Origin of the sequence: Sphingobacterium kitahiroshimense, assembly GCF_025961315.1 — a bacterium.
GTDB lineage: Bacteria > Bacteroidota > Bacteroidia > Sphingobacteriales > Sphingobacteriaceae > Sphingobacterium > Sphingobacterium anhuiense.
In genome coordinates, this window is sequence record NZ_JAOQNK010000001.1 from 4,306,474 (window position 1) to 4,323,328 (window position 16,855).

At 35.4% G+C, this 16,855-nt stretch carries 14 protein-coding genes and 1 riboswitch; of the genes, 9 read left to right on the forward strand and 5 right to left on the reverse strand.

Going from position 1 to position 16,855, the window contains the following annotated elements:
* Positions 1-244: 244 nt before the first annotated feature.
* From M2265_RS18785 to M2265_RS18800, 4 genes are all read left to right on the forward strand, one after another.
* On the forward strand, positions 245-766 hold the full coding sequence (locus M2265_RS18785; protein WP_021189406.1) for a 30S ribosomal protein S16: 522 nt from the start codon (positions 245-247) through the stop codon (positions 764-766).
* Between the two features lie 133 nt (positions 767-899).
* Positions 900-1,427 carry a ribosome maturation factor RimM gene (gene rimM, locus M2265_RS18790; RefSeq protein WP_132769321.1) on the forward strand — a complete coding sequence of 176 codons (528 nt, stop codon included), beginning with the start codon at positions 900-902 and terminating at the stop codon, positions 1,425-1,427.
* A 166-nt stretch (positions 1,428-1,593) separates the two neighbouring features.
* A riboswitch (SAM riboswitch) is annotated at positions 1,594-1,699 on the forward strand.
* A 60-nt stretch (positions 1,700-1,759) separates the two neighbouring features.
* Positions 1,760-2,716 (forward strand): methylenetetrahydrofolate reductase [NAD(P)H], encoded by a 957-nt coding sequence (metF, locus tag M2265_RS18795; RefSeq protein WP_132769319.1) that lies wholly within the window; start codon positions 1,760-1,762, stop codon positions 2,714-2,716.
* A gap of 166 nt (positions 2,717-2,882) precedes the next feature.
* Entirely contained in the window at positions 2,883-5,897 is a 3,015-nt protein-coding gene (locus M2265_RS18800; RefSeq protein WP_132769317.1) for a protein O-mannosyl-transferase family, read from the forward strand.
* A 50-nt stretch (positions 5,898-5,947) separates the two neighbouring features.
* Here M2265_RS18800 and M2265_RS18805 read toward each other — a convergent pair whose 3' ends face one another.
* The 4 genes from M2265_RS18805 to M2265_RS18820 form a co-directional block, all read right to left on the reverse strand.
* Positions 5,948-7,615, reverse strand: a complete 1,668-nt coding sequence (locus tag M2265_RS18805; protein WP_132769315.1) for a glutamine--tRNA ligase/YqeY domain fusion protein — start codon at positions 7,613-7,615, stop codon at positions 5,948-5,950.
* Positions 7,616-7,775: 160 nt separating this feature from the next.
* Entirely contained in the window at positions 7,776-8,420 is a 645-nt protein-coding gene (locus M2265_RS18810) for a carbonic anhydrase (protein ID WP_021190157.1), read from the reverse strand.
* 94 nt (positions 8,421-8,514) lie between these two features.
* On the reverse strand, positions 8,515-10,053 hold the full coding sequence (locus tag M2265_RS18815) for a SulP family inorganic anion transporter (protein WP_031288378.1): 1,539 nt from the start codon (positions 10,051-10,053) through the stop codon (positions 8,515-8,517).
* A 99-nt stretch (positions 10,054-10,152) separates the two neighbouring features.
* Positions 10,153-10,422, reverse strand: a complete 270-nt coding sequence (locus M2265_RS18820) for a hypothetical protein (RefSeq protein WP_031288376.1) — start codon at positions 10,420-10,422, stop codon at positions 10,153-10,155.
* 283 nt (positions 10,423-10,705) lie between these two features.
* On the opposite strand from M2265_RS18820, the gene M2265_RS18825 reads away from it, so the two are divergent.
* From M2265_RS18825 to M2265_RS18845, 5 genes are all read left to right on the forward strand, one after another.
* Positions 10,706-12,247 (forward strand): helicase HerA-like domain-containing protein, encoded by a 1,542-nt coding sequence (locus M2265_RS18825; RefSeq protein ID WP_132769313.1) that lies wholly within the window; start codon positions 10,706-10,708, stop codon positions 12,245-12,247.
* Between the two features lie 55 nt (positions 12,248-12,302).
* Positions 12,303-13,214 (forward strand): nucleotidyltransferase family protein, encoded by a 912-nt coding sequence (locus M2265_RS18830; protein WP_132769311.1) that lies wholly within the window; start codon positions 12,303-12,305, stop codon positions 13,212-13,214.
* Between the two features lie 104 nt (positions 13,215-13,318).
* Entirely contained in the window at positions 13,319-13,999 is a 681-nt protein-coding gene (locus M2265_RS18835; RefSeq protein ID WP_206368541.1) for a TIGR02117 family protein, read from the forward strand.
* A 132-nt stretch (positions 14,000-14,131) separates the two neighbouring features.
* The gene (locus tag M2265_RS18840) at positions 14,132-14,641 is read left to right on the forward strand and encodes a hypothetical protein (RefSeq protein WP_021190154.1); all 510 of its coding nucleotides are present in this window, start codon (positions 14,132-14,134) and stop codon (positions 14,639-14,641) included.
* Positions 14,631-14,837: a helix-turn-helix transcriptional regulator gene (locus M2265_RS18845; protein ID WP_021190153.1), complete on the forward strand. Its 207-nt coding sequence runs from the start codon at positions 14,631-14,633 to the stop codon at positions 14,835-14,837. Before M2265_RS18840 ends, M2265_RS18845 begins: the two co-directional genes overlap by 11 nt.
* 57 nt (positions 14,838-14,894) lie before the next feature.
* On the opposite strand, the gene dnaK is transcribed toward M2265_RS18845, so the two are convergent.
* Positions 14,895-16,799, reverse strand: a complete 1,905-nt coding sequence (dnaK, locus tag M2265_RS18850) for a molecular chaperone DnaK (protein ID WP_132769309.1) — start codon at positions 16,797-16,799, stop codon at positions 14,895-14,897.
* Positions 16,800-16,855: the final 56 nt, after the last annotated feature.

Below are 16,855 nucleotides of genomic sequence, written 5' to 3' on the forward strand. Positions count from 1 at the left end.
ATTCCCTATATAAATTTGTATCATCCAGATGGCATCTATGATTTGTTTCGTTGTAAGACTAAGACGGTGTGCATGAAATAATTTGGCCATAATGGTATATAATGACGCTTATTTGTCATCTTTCTTATTCTGTGGAAGTTGACTTCTATTTTTAGTTTTTAACTTCCAATAATCCTTTGTATCTTTGCGTCCCCTCTTGCATGTAGCACGGGGGATATGTTGAATACATAAATAACACAAAAACATGGCAACTAAAATCAGATTGCAAAGACATGGTAAAAAAGGACGTCCTTTTTACCACCTAGTAGTAGCAGATGCACGTGCTCCACGTGATGGTAAATTCATCGAACGTATTGGTTCTTACAACCCGAACACAAATCCAGCGACTATCGTTTTGGATTTTGACAAAGCTTTGGATTGGATGAATAATGGTGCACAACCTACTGACACAGCTCGTACTATCCTTTCGGATAAAGGTGTTTTATACAAAAAACACTTATTAGGCGGTGTTAAAAAAGGTGCATTTGATGAAGCAGCTGCTGAAGCTAAATTTGTAGCTTGGACTGAAGCTAATGATGCAAGAACTGCTGGTAAAAAAGACGGTTTAGCAACTACTAAAGCTGAAGCTAAGAAAATTGCATTAGCTGCTGAAGCTAAGAAAAAAGAAGAAAAAGCTGCTGCTATTGCCGCTAAAAATGCGCCAGTTGTAGAAGAAACTCCTGCTGAAGAAACTGAAGCTCCTGCTGCAGAAGAAACTGAAGGTTAATTTTTCTTTCATACAGTATCAAGAAAGCCGGTTCAATTTTGATCCGGCTTTTTTTTAAGAATGTAGTTGCTATACCTACGAAGTACTGTATTTATATATTTATATTTTTAAATTTGCACTTTCAAATTAGAACATGACCATAGAAGAAAGTTTTTACATCGGTTATATTAGCAAAACACGTGGATTAAAAGGTGAGCTTCAGCTTTTTTTTGAATTTGAAGATTATCAAGATTTAGACTTTGATGTTTTATTTGCTGAAGTGAATAAAAAATTAGTGCCTTACTTTGTCGACAATATCAAATACCAATCAAATAGTACAGCCTATTTAAATTTAGAAGACGTCGATCATATTGATAAAGCACAACCTTTAGTGCGTAAGAAAATATACCTTCCAAATGATAAAATGCCAGAGCGTGATCCTGATGATTTTAGATATACGGATTTAATTGGATACTTGGTGATTGATGAAGTTCATGGAGAATTAGGAGAGATTAAACATGTACAGGAAATGCCTCAGCAATTTATAGCAACAGTAGACTTTAATGGAAAAGAATTGATGTTCCCATTAAATGACGATCTTATGCTAGGAATTGATTCAGAGGATAAAGTTTTAGAGGTTGATTTACCAGATGGATTGGTTGAGCTATATAAGGAGATTTAAAGTCTTCACGATATACAGATTAATAAAAAGGAGTTACTGTAGTTATATGCAGTAACTCTTTTTTATTTAAAGAAATCCATTTTAATAAACGTTTTATTGGGGCATTTTTTTAGGCATGACCTTAATATTATTTTGATTATAAATTTCTATTGCCGATATTAGCCGATGCTTATAGAGAAAGGCCGAGGGAATAGACCCAATGAAGCCTTAGCAACCTGTTATTTTATAAGGTGCTACATTCTACCCCAACTCAGAGCTGGGAAAGATAAGTTGAAACAAGTCCACTTGTGCATTTCGATGTAAGCCAACCAAAATCACTTTAAAAAATATTAATGAAAATCGTTGATCATATCAGTAATGCCAAAGGAAAAACTTTGTTTTCTTTTGAACTGTTGCCACCAGCTAAGGGGCAAGGTATCCAAAGTATTTTTAAAACAATGGATGCACTTATGGAATTCAAGCCTCCCTTTATCGATGTGACTTATCATAGAGAAGACTACATGTATAAGAAGCACGAGAGCGGTTTATTAGAACGTGTGGCTTATCGTAAACGTCCAGGGACTGTTGCAATTTGTGCCGCTATTATGAATAAGTATAAAGTGGATGCTGTACCACATCTTATCTGTGGTGGTTTCACAAAAGAGGAAACTGAAAATGCTTTGATAGATTTGAACTTCTTGGGTATTGACAATGTGCTCGTATTGAGAGGTGATGCAAGAAAAGGCGATCCTGATTTCATACCAACAGAAGGTGGTCATGCATTTGCAACAGATCTTTTACAGCAGGTTGCCGATATGAACCAAGGACAGTACTTACATGAGGATATTGCGATTTCAGAAAAGACCAACTTTTGTATTGGCGTTGCAGGATATCCTGAAAAACACTTCGAAGCGCCAAATTTTAATACCGATTTTAAATGGTTAAAAAAGAAGGTTGAGATGGGGGCTGAGTTTATTGTTACACAAATGTTCTTTAATGTTGAAAAATATAAAGAGTTTGTCAATAAGTGCAGGGAAAATGATATTCATATTCCAATTATACCAGGTTTAAAACCATTGACAACAAAAAAACAACTGATTACGCTTCCGAAAATTTTTCATTTGGATATTCCAGAGGAATTGAGTGAAGCAGTATCCGGATGTAAAAATAATGCAGACGTGAGACAAGTCGGAGAAGAGTGGTTGGTACAACAATGTAAAGAATTAATTGACTTTGGTGCGCCAGTTTTACATTTTTATACCATGAGTAATCCTGGACCGACTAAAAGTATTGTAGAAAAGTTATTCTAAGACTTATATCGTATAAAAAAGCCTGCTATCACATTATAGCAGGCTTTTTTATGCGTTTCGATTTTTGTTAAAAAAAGTTAATCACCCTCAAATGAAATCTCTTTTTATTATATTTAATTGAAAATTAATTTGATTTATCAAATAATCAATTAAACCTGAATCATTCATGGATTATAAGAAAGTAAACAACGTGTTAGGTTGGCTATGTGCCATCATAGCAACATCCGTTTTCATTATCACAGCAGAGCGAACAACAAGCTGGTGGGATACTGGTGAATTTATTGCATCAGCATATAAACTTCAGATTGTTCATCAGCCTGGAGCACCTTTGTTTCTAATGTTGCAGAATATATTTTCAAATTTTGCTTTAGGAAATTTAGCTCAGATTGCATTTTGGATGAATGTGGGTTCTGCTATATGCAGTGGTTTGACAGTTATGTTTTTGTTTTGGACCATAACAGCATTAGCAAGAAAAATTATCCAATCTGATCATCAATCCAATGATAAAAATCACCTGATTAAAATAATGGGAGCAGGCATGGTGGGAGCTTTAGCTTACAGTTTCTCCGATACATTCTGGTATTCAGCAGTAGAATCTGAAGTTTATGCGATGTCATCCTTATGTACAGCAGTCGTATTCTGGGCAATTCTAAAATGGGAAGCCCGTGCAAATAAACCGCATGCAGATCGTTGGCTTATTGTCATCGCTTATATTATTGGACTTTCAATAGGAGTTCATTTATTGAATCTATTAGTTATTCCAGCGATAGCACTTATTATTTATTTTAAGAAAACTGATCGTACAACGTTTTGGGGAATTAGTAAAGCATTGTTTATTGGACTAGGAATATTGGCCATTATTCTGTGGGGAATAATCCAGTACCTTATTAAATTTGCTGCCAAGTTTGATTTGTTTTTTGTCAATACACTTGGATTAGGATTTGGCTCGGGCATATTCGTTTTTATCATAATGATCTTATCGGCATTAGTTTATGGCATATATTACTCCATAAGAAAAGGAAAAGTTATTTTGAATACAGCGATTTTGGCAACTTGTTTTATTTTATTAGGATATAGCTCTTTCACTATGGTATTGCTAAGGGCTAATGCTAACCCTTCCTTAAATAATAATGATCCTGAAAACGTATTTTCTTTCTTGGGTTATTTAAGTAGAGAACAGTATGAATCAGAGCCACTCATAAAAGGGCAATATTTTGATGCAAATCCCATAGGTATCAATGAACGTATTGATTATAGAAAAGACAACCACCAGTATACTTCAATAAAAAGAGCCGCAAGTTATCAATTTGATAGAGAAACCATTTTCCCAAGGATTTACAGTCAAAAACCCTATCATCAATATTTTTATAAAGGTTATTTAGGTATTGAAGAAGGAAGAAAAGCAAATTTTGCTGACAACTTGAAATTCTTCTTTAACTATCAAGTGGGGCATATGTATGCACGTTATTTCCTGTGGAACTTTGTTGGAAGGCAAAATGATCAGCAGGGACACGGTTCTTTAACAGAAGGAAATTGGTTATCAGGGATTAAGGCTATCGACAATTTACATGTAGGTGGACAATCTAAATTATCGGATGAAATGATCCATAATCCATCTCGGAATACCTATTTTTTCCTTCCGCTAATAATTGGATTCGCAGGTGCACTATGGCATTTTAAACGTAACAAGAAAGATGCAACTGTTGTTAGTCTCTTATTTATGTTTACAGGATTGGCCATCGTTATCTATTTAAATCAATCTCCTTTGCAACCACGTGAACGTGATTATGCTTATGCAGGATCATTTTATGCTTTCGCAATCTGGATTGGATTAGGTGTATTTGCTATTTCTGAATTTTTTAAAAAATATATTAATGAAAGAAATGCAAATCTGCTTGCTACATCATTATGTCTCATAGCTGGCCCATTGATTCTTATTAGTCAAAATTGGGATGATCATAATCGATCGGAGAAATCGTTAGCTCGGGATATGGCGAAAAATTATTTAGAAACCTGTGCTCCCAATGCGATCCTGTTTACTTACGGTGATCATGATACTTTTCCGCTATGGTATTTACAAGAAGTAGAAGGTGTTCGGCGGGATGTTAGAATAGTGGTGATCAGTTATTTGACTTCTGACTGGTATTTCCGCCAGGTGAAAAATGGTACCTATCAGGCCGCAGGATTGCCGATCACGATACCGAATGAAAAGGTGGCAAAAGGCCTTCGAGAATCTTTGCCTTACCATGATCTGAATTTAGCAGGATCTACAGATATAAACTTGTTGTTGGATTTTTTATTATCAGATAGTAATGATAACAAACTTCAAATGAGAGACGGACAATATGAAAACTTTCTGCCAACAAAAAGCTTGAAGCTTGCCGTGAATAAGGAAGATGTCATTAGAAATAAAGTCGTACCTCAAGAATGGGAAAGTGAGATCCCAAAACAAATGGAGTGGACTTTTGGTAATGATTACGTCACCCGCGCAGATCTAGGCTTGATGTCTGTTCTTGTGAATAATAATTGGAAAAGACCAATTTATTTTTCAGGAATGGTACCCGCTGAAAGTTTGATGGGATTGGATAAATACATGGTAAATGAAGGGTTTGCCAAACGGTTGATGCCTATAGAAGCAAAGCTTGAAAAAGGGGAGTCTCTAATTAATGTCGATAAATTATATAAAAATATTGTTGATAAATACGCTTGGGGAAACATACATCAAGCAACTTACCTTGATACGGATTCCTTCCGTTTTGCAGGTATGTATGCAGAGGAGATTTTCGGGAAAGCAGCGCGAACCCTATTGGCAAAAGGGGAGACCGAAAAAGCAAGACAAGTGGCAGTAAAAGCATTTAATGAATTACCCCAAAGACTATATAGCATGTCTGATGTGACGAGTTATGGGGATGTTATTGATACGCTTTATAAAACTGGAGAAATAAAATTTGCAAACCAGCTGGTTGATCGTAATATGAAATTTTTAACAGAGCATATGGATTATTATCAACAACTAGCTATTGACAAACCTGAAAACGGGTTGGAAGTTCAAAATATAAGGATGGCTCTTGACTCGGTCGATCTATATGAACGTATACTTTCTAATACAAAAGAAAAGGACCGATATGCATATATTGCTGAGCTGAGCAATAAATATAAAAAGATGTATCTATCAGAATGATATATTAAAAAAAGGGAAGCAGCTGCTTCCCTTTTTTGTTAATATTAATATTATCCTTTTTTAACTTCCTTGGCCCAAGAGTCTTTTAGTCCGACCGTACGGTTGAAAACCAAGTGATCTGGTTTAGAAGATGTATCTAAAGTGAAATACCCTAAACGGATAAACTGATAACCTTTTCCAGGGATTGCATTTAACAAATCAGGTTCAATAAATGCTTTGCTGATTTTTAAACTATCTGGATTAATCGATTCTTTGAAGTTTTCTGAAGCAGCAGGATTCTCGTCGTTAAATAAACGATCGTACAATCTGATTTCTGTTTCTTTAGCATGTGGCACAGAAACCCAGTGAATAGTTCCTTTAACTTTCATTCCTGAAGTATCTTCGCCAGATTTTGAATTGGGCACATAAGTACAGTGTACTTCTGTTACTTGACCATTTGCATCTTTAACGAAATCATGACAGGTTACTATATATGCATTTTTTAGACGCACAGAAAGGCCAGGACCTAAACGGAAAAATTTCTTTGGAGCATCTTCCATAAAGTCATCACGTTCAATCCATAATTCATTTGAAAAAGGAATCATACGAGAACCTTCACCACCCTCAACTTCTGGGTTGTTTTCACCATGTAGTTCTTCAATGTGGTCAGAAGGAAGGTTTGTGATCACTAATTTAATAGGGTCTAGCACAGCCATTCTTCTCCATGCTGTTTTATTCAGATCCTCACGAATACAGAATTCCAACAGACTCACATCAATCATATTTTCGCGTTTAGCGACGCCGATCTTATCACAGAAAGTACGGATACTTGCTGGAGTATAACCTCTTCTGCGTAAACCTGAAATAGTAGGCATACGTGGATCATCCCAACTTTCTACAAATTTATCATTTACCAATTGTAAAAGCTTACGCTTACTCATAACGGTGTAGGTCATGTTTAAACGTGCAAATTCATATTGCTTTGAAGGATAGATTTCTAGTTTTTCAATACACCAGTCGTACAATGCACGATGTGGAATAAATTCTAACGTACAGATAGAATGTGTGATTTTTTCGATAGAATCGGATTGTCCATGTGCAAAATCGTACATGGGATAAATACACCATTTATTTCCAGTTCGGTGGTGATGCGCGTGTTTGATGCGGTATAACAACGGATCACGTAAGTGCATATTTGGATTTGCAAGATCTATCTTAGCACGTAACACTTTTTCACCATCTTGGTATTTACCATCTTTCATTTCTTGAAAAAGAACCAAATTCTCTTCAATGCTACGACTGCGATTAGGAGTTGGAACTCCAGGTTCAGTTGGCGTACCTTTGGCTGCTGCAATTTCTTCGGCAGTACTATCATCTACATAAGCCAAATCTTTTTTGATGAGGTCTACAGCATATTGATAAAGGGTGTCAAAATAATCAGAAGTATATAATTCCTGTGCCCAGTTGAAGCCAAGCCATTGAATGTCGTTTTTAATACTTTCAACGTACTCCGTATCTTCTGTCACGGGGTTAGTATCGTCAAAACGTAAGTTGGTCTGGCCATTGTATTTTTGCCCTAAACCGAAGTTTAGGCAAATAGATTTTGCATGACCGATGTGAAGATAGCCGTTAGGCTCGGGAGGGAAACGTGTCAATACACGCCCATCATGGGTCCCATTACGAAGATCTGCTTCGATAATTTCTTCAATAAAATTTAATGATTTCTCCTCGTTTATCATAATACAAAGTTAAGTATTACTTCGAATTATCCGTAGTAGTTCTTACATTTTAAAGTAAGTTGTTTCGAAAGAAAAATGAGTGAGTTGTAACGGAGAGAAGAGATGCTGTAAAGAACTGTTTTTAATAGTAAAAGGATCGGTTGCCCGATCCTTTTATATGCTATCTATAAGAGAATACATCTCCAAGATCTTCGTTACTCGTGAACGTACAATCAAGATCTGTTAATTCACCTGTTCCAATGTTGATGACCATTCCATGAACAGCTAGATCGTTTCTGTCTTTCCAAGCATTTTGGATAATAGAAGTTGTACATAAGTTAAATACCTGTTCTTGCACATTTAACTCAATTAAACGATCAACTTTTTTATCATGTTCATCAATTGCATCTATTTCTGCTGCATGTAAACGATAAACATCTTTGATGTGACATAACCAGTTATCAATAATTCCAAATTGATTACGGCTTAATGATGCCGCTACACCACCACAGCCATAGTGACCAGCAATAATAATCTGCTTTACTTTCAATACATTTACAGCATAATCGAGTACTGATAACATGCTCATGTCCGAATGCACACACATGTTTGCGATATTACGGTGTACAAATACTTCTCCAGGTTTAGTACCTGTGATTTCATTTGCAGGAACACGACTATCAGCGCAACCAATCCATAAAATTTCTGGATTTTGACCTTTTGCTAATTGTTGAAAACGACCAGTCGTATCATTCTTAACAAAGTCCATCCACTCACGATTTCCTTGTAAAATTTTTTTAAATCCTATTTCTAAATCTTTTTCCATTTTATATATATATTAATACAGTTCATTCAGTCATGTGCTGTATGTTTTATCCCTTATAGGATACAAATCTCGTTAATTAATTGTTTTTATTTTATTATTTTTTCTTGTATTCAATATCTGTCAATTCAATGCGCTTTCCTTTGGTCAGGGCATTCTGTTCAAAATCTTTAATGACCTCGATAACATCTTTATCAATGAATTTACTACCTGTACCGTTAATAACAATAAGGCCAACAGATTTTGGAAGACTATAAAGCTTTTGTTGAATAGGAGCTTTGTTTAAAAAAGATACTTCTTCCGCTAAAGTGATTACAGCTTTGTCGTAATCATTTTGTTTGACGATATCAAATTTGAAAGCATTCTGCATATTAGCTTTTAAAATATAAAAAGTGGCTACCACAAGACCAATACCTACACCCATTAATAAGTCTGTAAATACAATTGCCACAATTGTTGCAAAGAAAGGAATAAACTGGTCAAGTCCTTTTTTATACATAGATGTAAATAAAGCTGGTTTCGCTAGCTTATAGCCAGTTTGCAATAAAATAGCAGCTAAACAAGATAGTGGGATAAAATTTAATACGTTAGGTATGATCAGAATCGCTAGTAATAACCACATACCATGAAGTAAGGCAGATTGTCTTGTTCTTCCTCCAGCATTTACATTCGCTGATGAACGTACAATAACTGACGTCATTGGTAAACCACCCAATAGACCACTTGTTATGTTACCAACTCCTTGTGCAATCAGTTCCCGATTGGTCGGCGTATTTCTTTTAAATGGATCAATTTTATCGACCGCTTCAATACTCAATAGTGTTTCTAAACTGGCAATGATCGCAATGGTGAAAGCGACAATCCAAACTTCTTTATTGATGATCTGTGTAAAATCGGGAAGCGTAAACAGCCCTGTAAATTCTGCAAAGGAATTAACAATCGGTACAAGTACAAACTGTGACTCTGCTAATTGAAATGCTGTTCCATTAAAGGCAAATGATAATCCGATACCTAAAGCCACTACGATTAGTGGAGCAGGAATGCTTTTCAATTTCGGTATGCTTGGCCAATAAATTAAAACAATCAGTGATAAGATGCAGATAATCAAAGCCCCAGGGCCAATTGAAGATACCAAAGTGTCTGTAAATGCGCCAATTCCATGGCCGTTATCAAGCTCAAAAGCATGTGTTTCCAACATACCAAGTGCCAAAGGAATTTGCTTTAATATAATGGTAATCCCAATGGCAGCAAGCATTCCAACAATAACCGAGGATGGGAAATAATTACCAATCATTCCCGCCTTTACAATACCTAGAATCAACTGAAGTATTCCAGCAATAACTACGGCTAATAAAAACGTTTCATAAGCTCCAAGACTCTGAATGGCTCCTAAAACGATAACTGTAAGACCAGCTGCAGGACCACTGACGCTTAAAGGTGATTTACTGATAGAAGAAACGACTACACCGCCAATTACTCCAGTTAACAATCCTGCAAACAATGGCGCACCAGAAGCCATTGCAATACCCAAACATAGTGGAAGTGCTACTAAAAACACCACAACACTAGCGGGTACATCATATTTTAAGTCTCTTTTCGATAGTTTCAGAAAAGCAGACATACGAGTTCCAAACATTAGTTTTTGTCTAAAATTTTACCTGTTTTTTTTATATAAGATTTTCCTTTAGTCAGATCTGACCAAAGTTGAGGTCATGCCAAAGCATGTACAGGAAGCCTAGCAGTTAGGAGGCGGCGTAGGAACAGATGGGTGGAATGCACGAATACTTTTTTCATTTTTCAAGTAGTGCTTTTGTTTTCCGTGGTTATCAGTTATGATCGCTAGAAAGTAAGATTCTTCAGTTTTGGCATTAAAAAACTTTGATCCGGACTCATTATGATCACTATGTGCTCCATTGTTGTTCTCAATTTCTAATTGAAGCACAATTTGAAGAATGGTATTTTGATCTAATAAAGATGAAAATATAGGTGTTATTGATATGCTCATCTTTGTGAAAAAGATTAAAGCACATAATAAAGCGGCTATATTTCTAATTTTTTTATTAAACATCTTTCTTCAAAACTGTATCTGTCCCCTATTTAGAGTATGTAAAAATACATTTTTCATGTTAAAAAATTGTGAAATTTTTTAAAAAAAATCCATGCTGACAAAAAAATTACAAAGACTCAATATTTCGTTCTATCTTTAATAGAGGAAATATAACATGTAAAAAGTGAAGAGATTTCTCAAGCGTTAACTGTTTGGGTTTTAAAAATTAGCAAATTAAGTAATGGAAGATCAAACACTATTTATTGAAAAAGTAAAAGCATCATACAATCCAAAGGGAGCCTATATATATTTAGGTGCAGGTATTTTGGACGGTAATATTTTATCAGAGGCTAAAGTTAACCTGGCTTTAAAAATGATGAATCGACATGGCTTAATTACAGGAGCAACCGGAACTGGAAAAACACGTACTTTGCAATTAATTGCTGAACAGTTGTCTGATGCAGGAGTTCCTGTGTTTATGTTAGATGTTAAAGGTGATTTATCGGGCTTAGCTGTTGAAGGACAAACCAATCAAGCGCTTATAGATCGTGGAGATGCTGTGGGTGTTCAGTTTGTACCTGCGAGTTTTCCCATCGAATTATTTTCTTTGACAGGTAATAAAGGAACAACAATGCGGATAAAAGTGTCTGATGTTGGTCCAATTCTTTTGTCCCGTATTTTAGAACTGAATGATACACAAACTGGAGTGTTAGCTGCAATCTTTAAATATGCACAAGATCATAATATGCCTTTGGTTGATTTTAATGATGTTAAAAAGTTACTGAGTTACCTCGCCGATGGTCCAGGAAGTGAGGAGATTAAAGATGATTATGGTAAAATAAGTACATCGAGTTCCGGAACTATTTTACGTAAGATAGTTGCTATAGAACAACAGGGTGTTGCTCATATATTTGGAGAGAAGGAATTTGATATCGAAGATTTATTTCAAAAAGTACATGGCAGAGGTGTCATTAGTTTATTGAATATTTCGGATGTTCAGGATCAACCCGTGTTATTTTCAACATTTCTATTAAGTATATTAGCCCAGTTGTTTAAAAATTTACCTGAAGTAGGCGATTTGGATAAACCAAAGTTGGTATTTTTCTTTGATGAAGCTCATCTACTATTTAAAGATGCTTCTAAAGCATTTCTGACGCAGGTAGAGCAGATCGTTAGATTGATTCGATCAAAAGGTATAGGCGTATTCTTTTGTACTCAGTCACCAACAGATATTCCCGAGTCTGTGTTGGCACAGTTGGGGAATCGCGTACAGCATGCTTTACGTGCTTTTACTCCGAATGATGCTGAGAATTTAAGAAAAACTGTCAAAACATATCCTAAATCAGATTTTTATGCAATCGATCAAATATTAACATCCTTAGGAACAGGGCAGGCACTCATTACAGTGCTGAATGATAAAGGAATTCCTACAGAAGTTGTTTCCACACATCTGGTACCAGCAAGAGCTGTCATGGGACCTGCAGATGCAACAACTTACGATCAGCTTGTCAAACAATCTGATTTGTATTTGAAATATCAACAACGTGAGGAAAATCGCTCTGCAGCTGAGATTGTTGATGAAAGAATGAAAGTGGCAAATGATCAGCAGATACAGCAAGATCGAGAAAAAGAAGAGGCTAAGCTTGCTAAGAGCAGTTCGAGAAGACAAACACCACTAGAAGCCGCTCAGAAAACAGCGACGACCACACTTGCAAGAGAAGGGGTAAAGTTGTTGGGGAAACTGGCAAGTGGTTTGTTAACAGCATTCTTTAAGAAAAAGTAATCTAATATTTATATATTTGCACAAATTTAAACTAGAAACGACCTAGAAATTGGATATGAGTAAACCAACTTTATTAATTTTGGCAGCAGGTATGGCTAGCCGTTACGGATCATTGAAACAGATTGATGCTTTTGGGCCTCACGGCGAAACTATTATTGATTATTCTATCTATGATGCTATTAATGCTGGATTTGGCAAAGTAGTATTTATAATTCGTGAAGAATTTTTAGATAAAATGAAAGAAGTCTTTGACGAAAAGTTAAAAGGAAAAATCGAAGTAGATTACGCTTTCCAAGATTTTGATTTAAAGAAGTATGGTATTGACCGTGAAATAGAGCGTGCTAAACCTTGGGGTACTGCACACGCTGTAATGAGTGCAAAAAATCACGTTGATGGACCTTTCTGTGTGATTAATGCAGATGATTTTTACGGTACGGATTCTTACGAAAAAATGGCTAAGTTCTTAACAACTGAAGTATCAGATGACCAAATGGCTTTGATGGGATTTCAAGTTGGTAATACGTTATCCGATTATGGTTATGTATCTAGAGGGGTATGTGTAGTAAGTCCTTCAGGACATATGGAAAGTGTTACGGAACGTACTAAGATATACTATAAAGAAATTGAAGGCGAGAAAAAAATAGTTTTCGAAGAAGGTGATGTAATAACAGAGTTGGATCCGGAAAGTCGTGTATCTATGAATTTCTGGGGCTTTACTCCAAAAGTATTTGAAGTGGCTGAAGGCATGTTTAGAGATTTTGTTGAGAAAAATTCGGAAGATCCTAAATCTGAATTCTTCATTCCTTCTGTAGCAGATTATTTCGTGCAAACAAAGCAAGCAGATTTTAAAGTTATCCCGACCTCATCAAAATGGTTCGGTGTTACCTATAAAGAAGATAAGGAAATTGTGCAGGCATCAATCCTAAAATTGATTGCAGATGGTGCATATCCAGAAAAAATATTTTAAAATATTATCGTAGTATTTTCTAAACCCGCAATATTTGTTGCGGGTTTTTTTTATGTTTGAGTATTAGAAGGTATTATCATTCTAAGATCAAGTCCATTATAAACATGAAAAAAATATTAAAAGTGCTATTATATATTCTTATCACACTCATTCTAATTGTATTTATTTATTGGTTGTCAGAACGTGTCTTATCGCGAATAAGTGCACATAGAGAAAATTCTGCTCTACCGAAAGATATAACGTTGTATATTATGTCAAATGGTGTGCATACAGATCTAGTATTCCCCGTTAAAAATAATCTGATGGATTGGACACATCTATTTCCATTAAGTAATAATAAGGGAAAAGATACCACATATACTTACATGGGAATAGGATGGGGAGATAAGGGCTTTTATTTAAATACCCCAGAATGGAAAGATCTAAAAGCTTCGACAGCATTTGTAGCAGCAACTGGCATTGGTGAAACGGCACTACATATTACCTATCATAAATCAGTGGAGGAGAATGAGCTCTGTTACAAGTATATGATTGATACAGTACAATATCAAATCCTTATTGATTTTGTGAAATCATCGTTGGAATATGATGCTGAAAATAAGCCAATTGTAATTAATACTAATGCACAGTATGGTGATTCGGATGCTTTTTATGAAGCCAAAGGATCTTACAGCATGTTTTACTCATGCAATACTTGGACGAACGAGGCTCTTAAAAAGGCGAATATGCCAGCGGGTATATGGGCAACATTAGATAAAGGAATATTAAGCCATTACAAAAAATAGCACTCCAGTATTCATCACAATAAAAGACATAATAGATTGACAAGTATTTTTTACATTTTGTAAAAAACACTTGTCAATATGTATGATTAGTTTTACATTTGTCGTACTAACAATATAAAACTTAAAATCATTATGAAAAAAATTCCTTTATTACCCCGGTACTTCCGGTGGATTGGATTAGGATTAGTCCTCATGTTTTTAATCCCAACGGCATTATATATGCTAAAAGAAAATAGTATTTTAATTACTAATTATCCAAGAATAAAAGGGGTAGAGATTATGCCTTTCGAATTATCTTTTTCTACTTTTGCAGTTTTGGGAGGAAATGATGGCCCTTTTGAAATTATTAATACAGAAATGTCACTAACATTACAGCTTTTATCGATCTTTTTAGGGTTGAGTTTTATTGCATTTACGAAGTATAAGTATGAGGATGAAATGATTAATTCTATTCGTCTTTATTCTTGGTCCTGGTCTATTATTTCTTTTGCTATTTTCAATGTATTATTAATTGCATTTGTTTATGCTAGTTGGTATATAAGCCTGGCATTTTTAAGTCCAAATATTATATTATTGCTTTATATTATTATTTTTCGGTTCCAGGTTTTTAAAATGAATAGGAGGTTAGCGCATGAAGAATAATATTAAAATCAATCGACTGATGAAAGATTATTCACAAGAACAGTTAGCAAATAAAGTCGGAGTAAGTAGACAGACAATCAATGCCTTGGAAGCTGCGAAATATGTTCCTTCAACTGTATTGGCACTTAAGTTATCAAGAGTATTGGATAAAAGTATAGAAGAATTATTCCAATTGGAAGATTCAGACTTGGTCTAATAATAAAAAAGCTCGAAGATTCATCTTCGAGCTTTTTATTATTTAAAAGGAGTGTAATTATTTGACTTCTTCGTATTCTACGTCAGTTACGTCATCACCACCTTGGTTACCACCATTGTTTGCTTGACCAGCATCACCTTGAGGTTGTGAACCACCTTGTGAAGCAGCATACATCTCTTCAGAAGCAGCATTCCAAGCATTGTTTACTTCTGCAGAAGCTGAATCGATATCAGCAAAACTTCTTGCTTCAAAAGCAGCTTTCAATTTTACTAAACCAGCTTCGATAGCCGCTTTTTTATCTGCTGAAATTTTATCTCCGTATTCTTTTAATTGTTTTTCAGTTGAGAAAATCAAAGCATCTGCACCATTGATTTTATCAGCTTCTTCTTTCATTTTTTGATCCGCTTCAGCATTTGCTTCAGCTTCTTCTTTCATTTTTTTGATTTCTTCGTCAGATAAACCAGATGAAGCTTCAATACGGATATTTTGCTCTTTTCCAGTTGCTTTATCTTTAGCAGAAACTTTAATGATACCATTTGCATCGATGTCGAATGTTACTTCAATTTGAGGAACACCACGAGGAGCAGAAGGAATATCATTTAAGTGGAAACGGCCAATCGTACGGTTTTGAGCAGCCATTGGACGCTCTCCTTGTAAGATGTGGATTTCAACAGATGGTTGATTATCAGAAGCAGTTGAGAACGTTTCAGACTTTTTAGTAGGAATAGTTGTATTTGCTTCAATTAATTTAGTCATCACACCACCCATTGTTTCGATACCTAATGATAAAGGAGTAACGTCTAATAATAATACGTCTTTCACTTCACCAGTTAATACACCACCTTGGATAGCAGCACCTAATGCTACAACTTCATCAGGGTTAACACCTTTAGAAGGCTCTTTTCCGAAGAATGCTTTTACTGCATCAACGATTGCAGGGATACGTGTAGAGCCACCAACTAAGATGATCTCATCGATATCACCTGTACTGAATCCAGCATTTTTCAATGCAGAACGACAAGGATCAATTGTACGTTTGATCAAATCAGCAGCTAAGCTTTCAAATTTAGCACGTGATAAAGGACGAACTAAGTGTTTCGGGCCTGTTGCATCAGCAGTGATGTATGGCAAATTGATTTCAGTAGAAGTTGTGCTTGATAATTCAATTTTAGCTTTCTCAGCAGCTTCTTTCAAACGTTGCAATGCCATTGGATCTTTTTTCAAGTCAAAGCCATTGTTTTCGTTTTTAAACTCGTCATTTAACCAGTTGATGATTACATTATCAAAGTCATCACCACCTAAGTGTGTATCACCGTCAGTAGATTTAACTTCAAATACACCATCACCTAATTCCAATACTGAAACGTCATGTGTACCACCACCACAGTCAAAAACAACAATTTTCATGTCTTTGTGTGCTTTATCTAAACCATAAGCTAAAGCAGCAGCTGTTGGCTCGTTGATAATACGTTTAACTGTTAAACCAGCGATTTCACCAGCTTCTTTAGTTGCTTGACGTTGTGCATCATTGAAGTATGCAGGAACTGTAATTACAGCTTCAGTTACTTCTTGACCTAAGAAATCTTCTGCAGTTTTCTTCATTTTTTGAAGAATCATAGCTGAAATTTCTTGAGGTGTATATTTACGGTCGTCAATTTCTACACGTGGTGTATTGTTGTCGCCTTTTACTACATTATAAGGTACATGTTGCGCTTCATTTACAGACTCATCATAAGATAAACCCATAAAGCGTTTAATAGAGTAAATAGTTTTAGTCGGGTTTGTGATCGCTTGACGTTTTGCTGGATCACCTACCTTACGCTCGCCACCTTCAACAAAAGCAACGATAGAAGGGGTTGTACGTTTACCCTCATTGTTAGCAATAACTACCGGTTCGTTACCTTCCATTACAGCAACACATGAATTGGTCGTACCTAAGTCGATTCCTATTATTTTAGACATATTATATATATTTATTTTTTACTAATCTGTTTGTTGTATACCTACCTAATCAACCC

Excerpts from the sequence above, each read along its gene's own strand:
- M2265_RS18845 (WP_021190153.1), top strand. The coding sequence starts at position 14,631 with ATGAAGAATAATATTAAAATCAATCGACTGATGAAAGATTATTCACAA.
- M2265_RS18820 (WP_031288376.1), bottom strand. The coding sequence starts at position 10,422 with ATGAGCATATCAATAACACCTATATTTTCATCTTTATTAGATCAAAAT.
- M2265_RS18800 (WP_132769317.1), top strand. The coding sequence starts at position 2,883 with ATGGATTATAAGAAAGTAAACAACGTGTTAGGTTGGCTATGTGCCATC.
- M2265_RS18840 (WP_021190154.1), top strand. The coding sequence starts at position 14,132 with ATGAAAAAAATTCCTTTATTACCCCGGTACTTCCGGTGGATTGGATTA.
- metF (WP_132769319.1), top strand. The coding sequence starts at position 1,760 with ATGAAAATCGTTGATCATATCAGTAATGCCAAAGGAAAAACTTTGTTT.
- M2265_RS18785 (WP_021189406.1), top strand. The coding sequence starts at position 245 with ATGGCAACTAAAATCAGATTGCAAAGACATGGTAAAAAAGGACGTCCT.
- dnaK (WP_132769309.1), bottom strand. The coding sequence starts at position 16,799 with ATGTCTAAAATAATAGGAATCGACTTAGGTACGACCAATTCATGTGTT.
- rimM (WP_132769321.1), top strand. The coding sequence starts at position 900 with ATGACCATAGAAGAAAGTTTTTACATCGGTTATATTAGCAAAACACGT.
- M2265_RS18805 (WP_132769315.1), bottom strand. The coding sequence starts at position 7,615 with ATGATAAACGAGGAGAAATCATTAAATTTTATTGAAGAAATTATCGAA.
- M2265_RS18810 (WP_021190157.1), bottom strand. The coding sequence starts at position 8,420 with ATGGAAAAAGATTTAGAAATAGGATTTAAAAAAATTTTACAAGGAAAT.
- M2265_RS18830 (WP_132769311.1), top strand. The coding sequence starts at position 12,303 with ATGAGTAAACCAACTTTATTAATTTTGGCAGCAGGTATGGCTAGCCGT.
- M2265_RS18825 (WP_132769313.1), top strand. The coding sequence starts at position 10,706 with ATGGAAGATCAAACACTATTTATTGAAAAAGTAAAAGCATCATACAAT.
- M2265_RS18835 (WP_206368541.1), top strand. The coding sequence starts at position 13,319 with ATGAAAAAAATATTAAAAGTGCTATTATATATTCTTATCACACTCATT.
- M2265_RS18815 (WP_031288378.1), bottom strand. The coding sequence starts at position 10,053 with ATGTTTGGAACTCGTATGTCTGCTTTTCTGAAACTATCGAAAAGAGAC.